Below are 12,624 nucleotides of genomic sequence, written 5' to 3'. Positions count from 1 at the left end.
TGCAAATGTGATGCAGTTGAAGACCAAAGGCCGTTTTGCCGTTTCAGACGGCCTGGCGAAGGCTGATTTGCCGCCATGCGATCGGCGGTACCAATCGCCTACGAAAAGCAACAACGCGATGAAACCTTTCAGGGCTTCTTTCCGTTCGGTCGGAGGAGGATCCAACAATGACCGAACCCGGCGAAAGCAGTTCCCATAACCGGATCGACGACAAGCAGCTCGTCATTTTGCTGAAACAGAAAACAGGCATTTCGGACGCGCAAGCCAGGAGGCTGATAAAAGCGGTTGGACGCGATCGTCCTGCGCTGTTGCGGGAAGCCAGAATCATCAGGGCGAGGCACTCGGGCGTCTAGTTCACGCCGCCGCTTGAGCCGGTCGATGGACCTTTCCGAAAAACGGCCATCCCCTCAGCGTGCGACCAGCCGAGAAACCTTGAGCCGCGGCGCGAAGAAGCAGCGCAAATAGGGCTGATTGGTTATCACGTAGTTGTTTTCGCAGATATGATATTGGCCGTCCGGCGATTCCTGAACCCGATCTCGCGGGATGTTGAAACCGTCGGGCAAATAGGTATAGCCGCCGTCGGCTCTGGACCGCACCGAAGACTGAGGGATGGCGCGGCAATCTTGACCGCCGCAGCACTTGAATTTCGTTACGGGGTCAATCTTGTCTTCGTACCAATCATGCGCATTGGCGCCTGTTGCGGCGGCAATGCACATGGCTGTGAAGATGACCCTTCGCATGGCATTCCTCGTGTGCGGAGGCGCTGCTCATTCGGGCGTCATGTATATTAGCGTTGCGCCGAAAATGCCATCGGCTTGGCCAAGGCCCGGCACGGCAGCCGTCTGCCTCGCCCGCTCACACCAGCCATCGTTGTGGATGGTCTCGCCGGTCATGAACGCGTTCTGCATAGGATACAGACGGGCGGGCGCGCGATGTCGGAGGGCGTGGCGAAGCGCTTTTAGTCGTTGGTTGGTGCGTCTCGCTGCCCCAGAATCGCTGTGCCTCCTGGCGGCATGCACAAGAATCGGCGGCTTGCGCAGACCTGCCGATTGCGAGATGGTGGGCGATGATCGCCGGTAGGTATCTGGATCACAAATTGGAATGCCCGTATTGCGGTGTGATCCGGTTGCAGATCCCCATCGATGCTCAACCCACTACCCAAATCCATTGTGCCGAATGCGGCAAATATCTGGGTACGTGGGACGAACTCCAGACCGACTTCGAGCGCCAGGGCGGCACTGAGGGGGTGTTCCGTCTGGACAAAGGGCGTATCCAGAAGCTCGCTTCCAGCCAATGACGGACCGCCGGTGGCAGCCAAGCCCGGAATTGGCGGGAACTAATTTCTGACTTGAACGTTGCGCCGCCATAGGGGACTCCCGATGGCGCTCACATCTGACAGTCAGTCACAGGAATCTGTTGTTCAACGGCTTGTCCGGGAGATCGGCATTACCGAAGCGCAGGCTTTGGAACTTGTTTCTTTCCTAGGCTTGAATTGGGGTTCGCTCGTTCGCGAGGCGAAGGCACTGTCGCTCAGGAAGTAGCCTGTTGACGAGCCAGATCCGGTTTTCTTGCACGCGTGCCAAGGCACGCGCTGGAAAGTGCGCAAAGATACATTAGCGATCGCTTGACGAATCCGCTGGCCGCACCAGTCTTGCGTCTATGGCAAGAGGCATCAAGGTCGGAGACGAGGTCGCCATCACCGCAACGGTTCGCCGGCGGGTGACGGAGGACCGCGTCAGCGTGTCGATTCCCTCCTATGAGCAGCCGCATTCGATCATCGACCGCACGTCGACCGTGAAGAGAGGCCAGCCGATCGAGCTCGTCGGAGATGTAACGCGCGTCAATGGGGACCGGGTGACCGTGAAGCTCGGCGTACCGGTTACAGTGGACATCGACAAGGTCAGGCTGGTGACCACCAGCAAGCCTCCCGCGCGAAAGCCACCGGTGGTTCAGCGGCCGGCGTAAGGAAGACTGTGCCTGCCGGCAGTTCCGGACGGAAACCCGAGTCACGCTTTTCTAGAATTGCTCCGGCAAAAACCCGCCCGGGGAGGAGCGCGGGCGGGTTTTCGCAAGAGCGGCCAGATGACTCGCTCACGGATGGCGGCCCTCATATCGGAGCAAAGGTTCGCCCCGCCGCTGCGTACCGAACAGCAAGACCCGCGGAAGGTTCCCATCGAGCCGAACGCTCCCGCACGCGCCCTCATCTTGACGGCCAAAAACCGCAAACCCATATCGCAGCCAGGCCAGGATCGCTGCCGGTTCCGGCCTGTCTCAGAACTCAAATTGTTCGTTCGACTTGGAGGATCTTATGAACGATCGGATGTTTGACAGCCCTGTTTTCGTGAAGAGCGGGAACAGCCTCATCCAGGAAATCGCGTGCCTCGATGACGCCCTGGAATTTCTCTACGAATGGCCCAAGAACAAACGCGGCACCATCTACGAGACCGCCCTGCGTGCCTGTCAGCGAGCATTCGACAGCGACTATCCGCTAACGGCCGCCAGGGACGCGTTCTGCGGCTTCGCAAAGTCGGTCAAAATCCACGAGGACGTGAGTGTCACTTTGCCTTGGATGACCGGCAAGGGCCCAGGCAGCGGCGTGGCTGCGTAGCAGCAAAAAGGAGGCAGTCGCGATGCTTGCAAAACCGTTCGAAAAGCCGATCCGCGTCTGGGTCGGACTGGGATTTCCGCGTCAGCTGAACACTGTCGTAGATGCCTATCATTTCGTCGTCGACTGGTGTGGCAACAGCCCTGAGCAGAAGGCGGCGGTGCGTGCCTGCAAGGCCGCCTTGGCCGGCGAAATCGACGCAGAAACGGCGAGAGGCGTCTTCGTTGCCTTTGCCCGCCGGAAGGACATCCTCATCGAGGATGGAGCAGTTCCGCTCCCAACTGGAAAGGCAGCCCAGCCGAAGCACGCTTGATGGGACCGAGGCGGCGGCCAACGCCGCCTCGTTTCACCTGTAGGACGCAAACTAGCGCTTGGCGCTGTCGCTGTCGGCATCGGCCCGGGCGAGGAATGTCTCGGTGACCTGCGGAAGATTGTCCTTCAGCCACTCGGCCATCGCTTCTTCTTCGCGCAGGTTCTGCTCACAGACCCGAGCAATCTCGGCTTCACCCACGGCTTCAGCGGCAGCCATGAGGATCGTATAGGAAGCGATCTCCATATGCTCGAAGGTGTAGCTGGCCAGAGAGCCTTTCATCACCTCGTCGCCGGCGAACACGCCGCTGATCGACTGCGCCATTGCGGTCAGTTTTCCGCCTGCGTCCTTCAGTGTTGACGAACCTTCTTCCAGGCCATCCAGGCAAGACTTCAATCGTCTCGCCTGCTCCTTGGTCTCGGCGAGGTGAGCCCGGATGCGTTCGCTGAGGTCCGGATAGCTCTCGAGCCGGCCCAGCTGGCCGGACAGCATCGTCTCGGCTTGCTCTTCCATTGCGTGAGCATCCCTCAGCCACTGGATCAGCCATTCGCGGGATTCAGACATAGTTTGTTCCTCCTGGTTGGGTGCGCCCGAACCACAAGGACTGCGGATTGTTCCGTGGCGAGAGTGACGGGAGTGGGCATGACGAGCAGCAGGCCCGCGGCTCCTCGAAAAGCGTCGCTGAGAGGACGGAAGCCGCGTCCGCATACCAACCTCCCAGAGGCTGGAACATTCCCAAAGGGAGGCGGTTTTATTCCTATCCAGGAGGAACAACCATGGCAGACGACACGACCAAGCGCGATTTCCGCGACCGCGGCCGCGTGTCAGGCGATAAGGAATATGAGGTCGCCCACTTCGCGAGGAAATTCCAGCTGACGATCCCCGAGGCTCGCGACCTCATCAAAAAGCACGGAAACGATCGTGCGACGCTGGAGCGCGAAGCAAGGGCGGTGGCGAGCCGCTGACGGGCGTTCGCACTTCTGCGGAGATACTGCGAAGGAGACTTGACATGGCTAACAACCTATCCCGCGAGGAGGAGCAGCGTGGCACCAGCAGGGTCTTCATGTGGGGCAGCGTCGCCGCGGCCGCAATCTTTGTGGCCCTTCTGGCGCTATTTTGGTTCGGCTCGTGATTGCCGTCGGCCACAAGGCCAAGGACCTTGCGGCGTACCACAGCCCTGCTCGACCGGTCAGGGCTGCGTCCTTGATTTGAGATTCGAAATGAGGCAACCGACGGCATGGGCGGGGGGCGATGGGGAGCCGTCGGTTACCAGGAACAGGGGCCATCGAATCAAAATATGCATAGGCCCTTATATGATCATGCCAGCAATTTGCGTTCTTGGAAACTGGTTCCGCCCGAAAATTCAATCGCCTATGACTAAGAACGCAGATTCGGGATGATCTTCACGGGCTCGCCCGCTACGCCGCATTTCGCTGAGCCGCCCTGAACGGATGGTCCATGGTAAACGCATCCGGCCGGATACGCCGCTCTACCTGCACCCAAGTAACGGGATGCGCGATGGGGAAGCCGGGGCGGGCCCGCGGCGAAAAAGCGCCGGCGGCCGTGTTGCCGCGTCCGTTGCGCAGATAGTCGATGAAGATGCGGCCCTTGCGGGCCACCGGCGCGGCCGACAGCAAGTAGCGGTCGGGTTCTGCGTCGGCGAGGACCTGGGCAATCGACCTGGCGAGCTGCCGCGCGCGGTCGTGGGTCATCTTCGCCGCCAGCGGCGCCATCAAGTGAATGCCCTTGCCGCCCGTGACCTTCGGCCAGCTTTCCAGACCTGACGCTGCCATGATGTCGCGCAGCGCCAGCGCGGTCTCAGTCACTTGCGCCCATTCCACGCCCTCACCAGGGTCGAGATCCAGCACGATCCGGTCGGCATGCTCTATGTCATCCACCGTGGCATTCCACGGGTGGAGCTCGACCGCATCCATTTCGACCAGCCCGAGCAAGCCGTCGAGGTCGTCGACCCAGACCCGAGTGCCCTCCCCACCTTCTCGCTTCTCGACGCGCAGCTGGTGCACCGCTGCCGGGATCTCGGGCAGCGTCCCCTTGTGGTAGAAAGTTGCCCCGAAGGCATGACGGACGAGCTTCAGTGGGCGACGGCCGAGGTGCACCAGCGCCTGATCGGCGACCAGACTCCAATAGCGAACGAGTTGATCCTTGGAAGGCGAGACCGCATCGGGCAGCAGCTGCAAGATATTCTCACGCGGCACGCCGTGATCTCGGTCCGCTCTTCGTTTCGACGGTGCCGGCGGCTTTGGCGGGACCGCCACCAGGTCCTCGCGGAGCCCCTTGAACACGGCCTCGCGCAAAATCCCGCGATCGGTAACGCCGCTGAACTGCACCTCGGCCAGGACTTCGGGTCTCACCCAGGTCGCCTTTGGCTTCACAATGGGCTCCGACAAAGGCGATCTGCCGATGATCAGCGGATCGAGCCGTTCGCGAACGCGTCGCGCCACTTCAAGCGTATAACCGCTCTGAGCCTTGCCTGCATAAAGCAGCCGATCGCCCTCGCGCCTGCCGATGTAGAGCGATGCGATCCGGCGCGGCTCAGCGCCAAGCTTCGCGACGAACGCGACGATCGGAAAGGTGTCGCTCTTGATGCATTTGACCTTGACCCAGCTCGTCTGCACGCCGGAACGGTAGGGCGCGTCCGCGCGCTTCGACACGATCCCCTCCAGGCCCATCCGGCAGGCATGATCGAACATCTCCCTGCCGCTCACCTCCAGATGCTCGGCATAGGTCAGCGTCGGCGCGCTGTGCTTCAGCAGCGTTTCGAGCGCTGCCTTGCGTTCGACCAGCGGCTGCTGTCGCAGATCGCGGCCGTCAAGGTGCAGCAGGTCGAAGGCATAGAAGATCAATCTCGGAGAGTTTGGGTTGCCCAACTCGCGCTCCAGCGCCTGGTAGTCAGGCAAGCCGGTGTCGCCGAGAACGACAGCCTCGCCATCAATGATCGCAGATTTCACCGGCAAGCCTGCCGCCGCCTGGACAATCCTCCTGTAGCGATGCGACCAGTCATAGCCGCGGCGCGTGAAGGCTCGCGCTGTTGCGCCTTCCACGATGAGCTGGGTTCGGTAACCGTCATATTTGATCTCGTGCAGCCATTCGCCGTCTTCGGGAGCTTTCTCGACCAAATTGGGGGATTGGAACTCGATGAAGGAAAGCCGGTCTTTGCCGCTGGTCATGCACGCGCGACTCCAGGAACCGCGACTCAAGCCGGAGCAGTCCCATCAGTTCCTTCCATTTTAGTAAAATCGTATGTTTGTCCAACTTGGCCAAGCGCGGCCTCGCAAAGGCAACACGTTGCCCTCCGGGCCGCAGAGTGCTCCGATTATCTGATCAGATGTTTTATCAGTTGAGTGCGGAACAATCCTTAGCCGGCGACGTTTGGCTGCGGGGTGGATCTTCTTCAGGTGGGCCGTCAATGAACAAGTCAATCGTAATGGATTCGGTCGAGATCGACACGCTGGAAGACAGGTATTACGTGCGCGTTATCGAGGATGGCGTTGTCACCATCAAGGGTTTCGGTTCCGAAGCGGACGCGAAAGCTTTTGCCAAGCACGAACACACCCGACTGGGACTTGACGCTGTCAAGCAGCCGGGCACCGGCCAAAAGCTGCGATACGGGTTTCCGGAAAGTTGATGCCGCCTCGAAGATCGAGGAATCTCTGACTTCCCCTTCGGGAACGCGGCAACGCGCGGCCGCGGTCCTGCCCTACAAATAAGTCAGCCATACGCGTCGTTCATTTGCCTGGTCGAGGTTGAACCAGCTTGAAGTCGAAGCTCTCCAGCAAACGTCCACGAGTGCTCACAGGCCTCACGGAGGACGCGACCTCCGGTTTGCGTGGACAGTTAGCTCGCTGCCAGCAGCGCTCGGCAGCGGGACTAGCTTAGCGGCGCTGTTTATGGCGATAGCCATTCATTTCGGGCCTGAGGCCCGAAAGCGAGGGCCCCTTCGCCGTGAACACGACGCCCGCCGCCTCAAAAGCGCGACGGATGCGGGTTCGTTTCTCGACCCGCAGAATTCTGATCCCGTTCTCGAAGTCGCGAATGGTCCCTTCGCCTAGGCTGGCCTTGGCGCCGAGGCGCACCTGCGACCAATGCAGGAGTTCTCGTGCGGCTCGCGACTCCTCTGGCGTCAAATCCATCAAGGGGTCTCCCCTAGGGCTTTTCAGCTGTCAATTTCCAGCTTCGTGTGTCCCGGCTGCTCATGCCAGATCACCTGCCGGAGGTCGCCCCAGTCCACTGCCTGCCCGCAGGCGGGACATATCCGGAACTGGTCCTCTTCGTTGGCGGCTGCTCTGACCCGCAACCGGGCAAAGATCGGCGGCCCCAAATCAGAAAGCTTTGTCACCCAGCTTCCTTGCCTCACGTTGCAAAATCTTACGGTCGTTGCCGTGCTCGCTGATCAGCTCCCGAACCTGTTCAGGCGTGATGCGATGCTGCTTGGCAAAGTAGCGAACCTCATAATCGTCGTCCGCCGACACACGGTCGCGGTCCCGGAAATCGCGCTTCGTTTTGACGTCTGCCATGGTTGCTCCTCCTGGCAAAACGAACACCGGGAAGGCAGGAATGTTCCAAACCGCTAATATGTGCGTGAAGCGCTAGCGTTTTGCCGGAATCGGGTCGGCCACGGCATTGCCTGGGGCTGAGGCCTCAAATGAAAGTAACCGGCGGCATGGGCGGGGGGCGTTGGGGAGCCGCCGGTCACCAGGCAAGGGCCCATCGAATCAGAGAATGCATAGGCCCTTATATGATCATGCCAGCATTTTTCGCTCTTGGGAACTGGTTTCGGCATAAAATTCAAGATCGTACGCCCAAAGGTGCACGTTCTAATGATTTGCACGCCGGCGCTGCGACAGGAACCAGATCGGCACGCCCGCGTCATAAAGACAGGTTTCTGTCGCAACCCGGGAGTGAAGTCGATGGTCCGGCTCTTCGTTGTCGCTGCCGTGGCGTTCGCGCTCGCATGCAGCGGAGCTCAGGCGGCCAGGCTTGACCTCGACGCGGTCAATCAGGCGCAATTCAGCGAGGGCGAGCCGAAGGACGTCAGTCCGATGCTTCTCAAGGCGCAGATCCTTCTCGATCGCGCCCGCTTCTCGCCGGGCCTGATCGACGGTCGCCTCTCCGACAATTTTGCCAAAGCCGTGGCGGCGTTCCAGGCGGCCAACGGACTGGCTTCCGACGGCAAGCTCACACGCGAGACCTGGGACAAGCTGACGGCGAGCTCCGCCGAGCCGGTTCTGGTGACATATGAGGTCACGGTCAAGGACGTGCGCGGCCCCTTTACCAGGCGCATCCCCACCCGCCTGGAGCGGATGGCCCGTCTGAAGCGCCTCGGCTATCGCAATGCGCGGGAGAGGCTGGCCGAGCGTTTCCATATCAGCGAACAATTGCTGAAGACGCTAAACCCGCGCGTCGGGTTCCGGAAGGCAGATGTGAGCCTCGTGGTGCCCGATCTCGGACGGGGCGACGCCCCGGCGGAGATCGAGACCATCGAGGTCGACAAGGCATCCCGCCAGGTCCGCGCGCTCGATCCATCAGGCAAGCCGGTTGCGGTCTATCCGGCCTCGATCGGCAGCGAGGAAAAGCCGGCGCCGAGCGGCGCCGCGGAGGTCAAACGCGTGGTGCGCAATCCGACTTATCACTACAATCCGAAATTCGCCTTCAAGGGGGTCAAGAGCAAGCGGCCCTTCACCATCGCCAAGGGACCGAACAATCCGGTGGGATCGGTCTGGATCGACCTCTCGATCGAAAGCTACGGCATCCACGGCACGCCGGATCCCGGCAAGATCGGGACGACCTACTCGCATGGCTGCATCCGGCTGACCAACTGGGATGCCGAAGACCTCGCCGCCATGGTCAAGCCGGGCACGAAAGTCGAGTTCAAGGACGAGACGGCGCAGGACGGGCAGGCGCAGTAAAAACGCCGGGAGGAGCGAGCCGCCAAGGCGGGATCGCTGCATAAGCCCAATTTATCGTTACCCCTAGTTTTTCAGAACGTTACACGGCCTTCCGCCGCCTGTAGCTTCGGCGGCGCGCTTTTGAAAACGATCTGGAATTGGTGGTTCGATGCAAGCACATGCGAGAGTGGTGATCGTCGGCGGAGGATGCGTCGGCGCCGGCATCCTTTACGGCCTGGCCAAGCGCGGCTGGACCGACGTTGCGCTGCTCGAGCGGACCCAGCTTACGGCCGGCTCCACCTGGCATGCGGCGGGCCTGATCCCGTCCTATACCCGCAACATCAATGTCGGCCGCATGATCAAGAAGACCATCGAGATCTATGAAGGGCTGGAGGCCGAAACCGGCCAGCCGGTCGGCTGGCACAAATGCGGCCAGCTGCGCATCGCCAACTCGCGAGATCGGCTCGATGAATTCAAGAGCTATATGAGCGTGGCCGACGTCCAGGGCATGCGCGCTGAGTTGCTGACGCCGGCCGAGGCGAGGCAACTGGTGCCGCTGCTCGACAACGACCACATGCTCGGCGCGCTTTATCATCCCGACGACGGCCACATCGCGCCGGCCGATGTGACGCACGCCATGGCCAAAGGCGCGCGGGATCTGGGTGCCAAGGTGTACTTGAACACCGAGGTCACCGGCTTCAGGCGCACGCCCGGCGGCGAGTGGCTCGTCCAGACCAACCGGGGCGACATCACCTGCGAGCACGTGATCTCCGCGACCGGCAATTATGCGCGCCAGACCGGCGCGCTGCTCGGCCTCGATATCCCGGCGATCCCGATCCTGCATCAGTACTGGATCACCGAAGCGGTGCCGGAAATCGTCGAGCGGAAAAGGCAGGGCCGCCCCGAAATGCCGATCCTGCGAGACGAAGGGTTCGAGGGCTATCTGCGCGAAGAAGGCGACGGGCTGATGTTCGGGCCTTACGAGCGCACGGCGAACCTGAAACTGTTCGCCGAGGACGGCGTCCCTTCCTGGTTCGGCGCCGACCTCGTCGAAGAAGATTTCGAGGCGGTGTCGTGGAACTGGGAGCAGGCTCTGCAGCTGGTGCCGGCGCTGGGGCGCGTCGGTATCAAGGCCAATGTGCGCGGACCGTTCCAGATGACCGCGGACGAGCTTCCCTTGATGGGGCCGGCCTGGGGCCGGCCCAATGTCTGGCTGGCCGAAGGTGTGCCAGGCGGCATCCTGTGGGGCGGCACGATCGGCTATTACCTGTCGGAACGGATCGTCGAAGGCGGCAACAGCCTCGACACCTCGGATCTCGATCCGCGTCGCTTCGGCGACTACGCCAACAAGGCCTGGACGCGCGAAAAGGTCCGCGAGGCCTGGGGCACACATGCGGAGCAGAAATATCCGGGACAGGACATGCCCGCCGCCCGGCCGCAGAAGACCGCGCCTTCCTATGACAGGCTGACCGAGCTCGGCGCGGTCTGGGGCGTGCTCAATGGCTGGGAGATGCCCAATTGGTTCGCGCGCAGCGGCGTCGAAGCCAAGGACCAGTATAGCTGGCGATGGACGCCGAAGGGGAACCTCGTCGCCGAGGAAGTCCAGGCGGTGCGCACTGCCGTCGGCCTGGTCGAGATGACGCCCATGACCAAGTTCGAGGTGTCCGGACCGAACGCGGCCGCCTGGCTGGACAGGATCATCGCCAATCGCCTGCCGGCGGTCGGAAAGGTGACGCTGGCGCATCACCTCACTGCGGGCGGCGGCGTGCAGGCGGAGTACATGGTGGCGCGGCTCGGAGAAGACCTGTTCTACCTGATCTCGACGCCGCGCGCCGAGCGCTGGAATTTCGACGATCTCTCAAGGCTGCTGCCCGCCGACGGCAGCGTATCATTGAAGAACGTCACCAACGATCGCGGCTGCTTCACCGTCGTCGGGCCCAAGGCACGCGAAGTGCTGCAGCCGCTGACCGAGGTCGATCTTTCGAACGAAAAGTTCCCGTGGTTCAGCGTGACGACCGGCAGCGTCGCCCTGGCCAGCGACGTTCGGCTGCTGCGCGTCAACTATGAGGGCGAGCTCGGCTGGGAACTCTATCACCCGCTGGCCTACCAACGGCAGCTGCTGGATGCCATCCTCAAGGAGGGCGAAAAGCACGGCATGCGGCTTGTCGGGCTGCATGCGCTGGAGTCGCTCAGGCTCGAAAAATCCTATCGCGCCATGTATCGCGACATGAACCCTGAGCTCAACGCGCTGGAGAGCGGGCTCGAGCGCTTCATCCGCCTCGACAAGGGCGATTTCGTCGGCCGCGAGGCGATGCTGAAATACAAGGCGAGGAACGACCAGCGCCGGTCGGTGACGCTCAAGATCGAAACCGACGGCGCGAGCACGCTTGCCTCGGAGGGCCTCTATATCGACGGCGAACTTGTCGGGCGCATTACGTCGGGCGGCTACGGCTACGCGCTCGGCCATGACGTGGCGCTGGCCCTTCTGCCGCAGCGTCTGAGCAAGCCTGGCACCAAACTCGAGGTCGCCATTCTGGGGGAATGGAAGATCGCCGAAGTGATCGCGGACTCGCCTTACGATCCGACCTCGGCCAGGGCGCGTATGTGATGCGCGTCGATCGGATCAACGTCTATTCGGCGCAGCTGCCCGTCAAAGGCGGCGTCTACCGCATGGCCAGCGACGACGTGGAGTCGCTGGACTCGACGCTTGTCGAGATCGTGACCGAAGATGGCTTCACCGGCTGGGGCGAGACCTGTCCGATCGGACCGGTCTATCAGCCGCACCATGCGCTGGGCGCCCGCGCGGCGATCGCCGAAATCGCCCCGGGGCTGATCGGTGCGGAGATCGCTTCGATCAGACTGCTTGCGGAACAGATGGACGAGCGCCTGAACGGACATGGCTATGCCAAGGCCACGTTCGACATGGCCTTTCTCGACCTGCTCGGCCAAAAGCTCGGCGTGCCGGTCTCGACGCTGCTGGGCGGCGCGCTGACGGATCGCGTGCCGGCCTATTATTCGCTGATCGTAGGTCCGCCGGACGAAACGGCGAGGATCGCCGCCGACAAGGTGAAGGCCGGCTATCCCCGCCTCCAAGTGAAGATCGGTGGGCGCAACCTCGAAGAAGACGTGGCCGTCGTGCACAAGGTCTGGGAAGCTGTCGGCTACAAGGCGCGCATCGCGGTCGACGGCAACCGGGGCCTGACGGTCGCGTTGGCAATCCACCTCGACCGGCTTTGCCAGGCGATCCCCTTCGTCTTCGAACAGCCCTGCAACACCATGGATGAAGTCGCCACGCTGAAGGGCCGGGTGACGCATCCGGTCTACCTCGACGAGAGTACCGAGGACCAGAACGCGGTGCTGCGAGCGATCTCCATGGGCATCGCCGACGGCTTCGGCTTCAAGGTGACGCGCCTCGGCGGCCTCACGAAGATGACAACCGTGCGCGACCTTTGCGCCATTCGCTCGCTGCCGCACAGCTGCGACGACGCCTGGGGCGGCGACATCATCGCGGCGGCGTGTGTCCACCTCGCGGCGACCGTGGAGCCGCGCCGGATGGAGGGGGCCTGGATCGCCCAGGAATATATCGACGGGCATTTCGACCGGAAGAACCCGGTCGTGATCGAAAAGGGCTTCATAGCCGTGCCGCAGCGGCCGGGCCTGGGCGTGAAACCCGAGGCCGGGATATTCGGCAGTCCGCTGGCGACTTACGGAGCCTGACAACCGGCCAGGCTTTGGCCCAGCCGATCACTTCTTGGGTCTCGCGGATCGTTCCGCCTCATCCCGCGTTGAGTGGCACGCAAAGG

The 12,624-nt window shown here is 62.2% G+C and carries 18 protein-coding genes; 11 read left to right on the top strand and 7 right to left on the bottom strand.

Going from position 1 to position 12,624, the window contains the following annotated elements; all coding sequences use genetic code 11:
• Nucleotides 1-167 precede the first annotated feature (167 nt).
• Nucleotides 168-353, top strand: coding sequence for a hypothetical protein (locus A9K71_RS08125; RefSeq protein WP_066992988.1), 186 nt, complete (start codon nucleotides 168-170; stop codon nucleotides 351-353).
• 54 nt (nucleotides 354-407) lie between these two features.
• Here the strand turns inward: A9K71_RS08125 and A9K71_RS08120 are convergent, their stop codons facing one another.
• Nucleotides 408-740 (bottom strand): hypothetical protein, encoded by a 333-nt coding sequence (locus A9K71_RS08120; protein ID WP_156752610.1) that lies wholly within the window; start codon nucleotides 738-740, stop codon nucleotides 408-410.
• Between the two features lie 27 nt (nucleotides 741-767).
• Nucleotides 768-893 carry a hypothetical protein gene (locus tag A9K71_RS32840; protein WP_280940527.1) on the bottom strand — a complete coding sequence of 42 codons (126 nt, stop codon included), beginning with the start codon at nucleotides 891-893 and terminating at the stop codon, nucleotides 768-770.
• Between the two features lie 173 nt (nucleotides 894-1,066).
• Between A9K71_RS32840 and A9K71_RS08115 the strand changes: the two genes are divergently transcribed.
• From A9K71_RS08115 to A9K71_RS08100, 4 genes are all read left to right on the top strand, one after another.
• On the top strand, nucleotides 1,067-1,297 hold the full coding sequence (locus tag A9K71_RS08115; RefSeq protein WP_066992985.1) for a hypothetical protein: 231 nt from the start codon (nucleotides 1,067-1,069) through the stop codon (nucleotides 1,295-1,297).
• A 362-nt stretch (nucleotides 1,298-1,659) separates the two neighbouring features.
• Nucleotides 1,660-1,965, top strand: a complete 306-nt coding sequence (locus A9K71_RS08110; RefSeq protein WP_066992982.1) for a hypothetical protein — start codon at nucleotides 1,660-1,662, stop codon at nucleotides 1,963-1,965.
• A gap of 343 nt (nucleotides 1,966-2,308) precedes the next feature.
• Nucleotides 2,309-2,608: a DUF982 domain-containing protein gene (locus tag A9K71_RS08105; RefSeq protein WP_066992980.1), complete on the top strand. Its 300-nt coding sequence runs from the start codon at nucleotides 2,309-2,311 to the stop codon at nucleotides 2,606-2,608.
• 22 nt (nucleotides 2,609-2,630) lie between these two features.
• Nucleotides 2,631-2,918: a DUF982 domain-containing protein gene (locus A9K71_RS08100; protein WP_066992979.1), complete on the top strand. Its 288-nt coding sequence runs from the start codon at nucleotides 2,631-2,633 to the stop codon at nucleotides 2,916-2,918.
• A gap of 51 nt (nucleotides 2,919-2,969) precedes the next feature.
• Here the strand turns inward: A9K71_RS08100 and A9K71_RS08095 are convergent, their stop codons facing one another.
• A complete protein-coding gene (locus tag A9K71_RS08095) occupies nucleotides 2,970-3,479 on the bottom strand; it encodes a DUF892 family protein (RefSeq protein WP_066992977.1) in 510 nt (169 codons plus the stop codon).
• Between the two features lie 212 nt (nucleotides 3,480-3,691).
• Here A9K71_RS08095 and A9K71_RS08090 point away from each other — a divergent pair, with 212 nt between their 5' ends.
• Nucleotides 3,692-3,880 (top strand): DUF3606 domain-containing protein, encoded by a 189-nt coding sequence (locus A9K71_RS08090; RefSeq protein ID WP_066992973.1) that lies wholly within the window; start codon nucleotides 3,692-3,694, stop codon nucleotides 3,878-3,880.
• A 44-nt stretch (nucleotides 3,881-3,924) separates the two neighbouring features.
• Nucleotides 3,925-4,047, top strand: coding sequence for a hypothetical protein (locus tag A9K71_RS32835; protein ID WP_280940525.1), 123 nt, complete (start codon nucleotides 3,925-3,927; stop codon nucleotides 4,045-4,047).
• A gap of 286 nt (nucleotides 4,048-4,333) precedes the next feature.
• On the opposite strand, the gene ligD is transcribed toward A9K71_RS32835, so the two are convergent.
• Nucleotides 4,334-6,103, bottom strand: coding sequence for a DNA ligase D (ligD, locus tag A9K71_RS08085; RefSeq protein ID WP_066992971.1), 1,770 nt, complete (start codon nucleotides 6,101-6,103; stop codon nucleotides 4,334-4,336).
• Between the two features lie 239 nt (nucleotides 6,104-6,342).
• Between ligD and A9K71_RS08080 the strand changes: the two genes are divergently transcribed.
• Nucleotides 6,343-6,561: a hypothetical protein gene (locus tag A9K71_RS08080; RefSeq protein WP_095824617.1), complete on the top strand. Its 219-nt coding sequence runs from the start codon at nucleotides 6,343-6,345 to the stop codon at nucleotides 6,559-6,561.
• A 247-nt stretch (nucleotides 6,562-6,808) separates the two neighbouring features.
• Here the strand turns inward: A9K71_RS08080 and A9K71_RS08075 are convergent, their stop codons facing one another.
• From A9K71_RS08075 to A9K71_RS08065, 3 genes are read right to left on the bottom strand one after another with little or no spacing between them, the layout of a single operon-like run.
• Nucleotides 6,809-7,066 (bottom strand): helix-turn-helix domain-containing protein, encoded by a 258-nt coding sequence (locus A9K71_RS08075; RefSeq protein ID WP_066992962.1) that lies wholly within the window; start codon nucleotides 7,064-7,066, stop codon nucleotides 6,809-6,811.
• Between the two features lie 23 nt (nucleotides 7,067-7,089).
• Nucleotides 7,090-7,272 (bottom strand): hypothetical protein, encoded by a 183-nt coding sequence (locus A9K71_RS08070; RefSeq protein ID WP_066992959.1) that lies wholly within the window; start codon nucleotides 7,270-7,272, stop codon nucleotides 7,090-7,092.
• Entirely contained in the window at nucleotides 7,256-7,450 is a 195-nt protein-coding gene (locus A9K71_RS08065) for a DUF3606 domain-containing protein (RefSeq protein ID WP_066992956.1), read from the bottom strand. The genes A9K71_RS08070 and A9K71_RS08065 overlap by 17 nt, the downstream gene beginning before the upstream one ends.
• A 393-nt stretch (nucleotides 7,451-7,843) precedes the next feature.
• Between A9K71_RS08065 and A9K71_RS08060 the strand changes: the two genes are divergently transcribed.
• The 3 genes from A9K71_RS08060 (at nucleotide 7,844) to A9K71_RS08050 (ending at nucleotide 12,538) form a co-directional block, all read left to right on the top strand.
• Entirely contained in the window at nucleotides 7,844-8,842 is a 999-nt protein-coding gene (locus A9K71_RS08060; protein ID WP_066992954.1) for a L,D-transpeptidase, read from the top strand.
• A gap of 148 nt (nucleotides 8,843-8,990) precedes the next feature.
• Nucleotides 8,991-11,429 (top strand): FAD-dependent oxidoreductase, encoded by a 2,439-nt coding sequence (locus tag A9K71_RS08055; protein ID WP_066992950.1) that lies wholly within the window; start codon nucleotides 8,991-8,993, stop codon nucleotides 11,427-11,429.
• Nucleotides 11,429-12,538: a mandelate racemase/muconate lactonizing enzyme family protein gene (locus A9K71_RS08050; RefSeq protein WP_066992947.1), complete on the top strand. Its 1,110-nt coding sequence runs from the start codon at nucleotides 11,429-11,431 to the stop codon at nucleotides 12,536-12,538. The genes A9K71_RS08055 and A9K71_RS08050 overlap by 1 nt, the downstream gene beginning before the upstream one ends.
• The last annotated feature ends 86 nt before the right edge of the window (nucleotides 12,539-12,624 follow it).

The sequence above is a fragment of the Mesorhizobium sp. WSM3873 genome (assembly GCF_001672445.1).
Lineage (GTDB): Bacteria > Pseudomonadota > Alphaproteobacteria > Rhizobiales > Rhizobiaceae > Mesorhizobium.
The sequence above is the reverse complement of the archived record's forward strand: the minus strand, read 5'-3'. Positions and strand labels throughout refer to the sequence as shown.

Bases quoted from the DNA above. Each gene is read 5' to 3' on its own strand.
- A9K71_RS08125 (WP_066992988.1), top strand. From the start codon at position 168: ATGACCGAACCCGGCGAAAGCAGTTCCCATAACCGGATCGACGACAAG.
- A9K71_RS08110 (WP_066992982.1), top strand. From the start codon at position 1,660: ATGGCAAGAGGCATCAAGGTCGGAGACGAGGTCGCCATCACCGCAACG.
- A9K71_RS08075 (WP_066992962.1), bottom strand. From the start codon at position 7,066: ATGGATTTGACGCCAGAGGAGTCGCGAGCCGCACGAGAACTCCTGCAT.
- A9K71_RS08055 (WP_066992950.1), top strand. From the start codon at position 8,991: ATGCAAGCACATGCGAGAGTGGTGATCGTCGGCGGAGGATGCGTCGGC.
- A9K71_RS08060 (WP_066992954.1), top strand. From the start codon at position 7,844: ATGGTCCGGCTCTTCGTTGTCGCTGCCGTGGCGTTCGCGCTCGCATGC.
- A9K71_RS32840 (WP_280940527.1), bottom strand. From the start codon at position 893: ATGACCGGCGAGACCATCCACAACGATGGCTGGTGTGAGCGGGCGAGG.
- ligD (WP_066992971.1), bottom strand. From the start codon at position 6,103: ATGACCAGCGGCAAAGACCGGCTTTCCTTCATCGAGTTCCAATCCCCC.
- A9K71_RS08050 (WP_066992947.1), top strand. From the start codon at position 11,429: ATGCGCGTCGATCGGATCAACGTCTATTCGGCGCAGCTGCCCGTCAAA.
- A9K71_RS32835 (WP_280940525.1), top strand. From the start codon at position 3,925: ATGGCTAACAACCTATCCCGCGAGGAGGAGCAGCGTGGCACCAGCAGG.
- A9K71_RS08080 (WP_095824617.1), top strand. From the start codon at position 6,343: ATGAACAAGTCAATCGTAATGGATTCGGTCGAGATCGACACGCTGGAA.
- A9K71_RS08090 (WP_066992973.1), top strand. From the start codon at position 3,692: ATGGCAGACGACACGACCAAGCGCGATTTCCGCGACCGCGGCCGCGTG.
- A9K71_RS08120 (WP_156752610.1), bottom strand. From the start codon at position 740: ATGCGAAGGGTCATCTTCACAGCCATGTGCATTGCCGCCGCAACAGGC.
- A9K71_RS08105 (WP_066992980.1), top strand. From the start codon at position 2,309: ATGAACGATCGGATGTTTGACAGCCCTGTTTTCGTGAAGAGCGGGAAC.
- A9K71_RS08065 (WP_066992956.1), bottom strand. From the start codon at position 7,450: ATGGCAGACGTCAAAACGAAGCGCGATTTCCGGGACCGCGACCGTGTG.
- A9K71_RS08115 (WP_066992985.1), top strand. From the start codon at position 1,067: ATGATCGCCGGTAGGTATCTGGATCACAAATTGGAATGCCCGTATTGC.
- A9K71_RS08100 (WP_066992979.1), top strand. From the start codon at position 2,631: ATGCTTGCAAAACCGTTCGAAAAGCCGATCCGCGTCTGGGTCGGACTG.
- A9K71_RS08095 (WP_066992977.1), bottom strand. From the start codon at position 3,479: ATGTCTGAATCCCGCGAATGGCTGATCCAGTGGCTGAGGGATGCTCAC.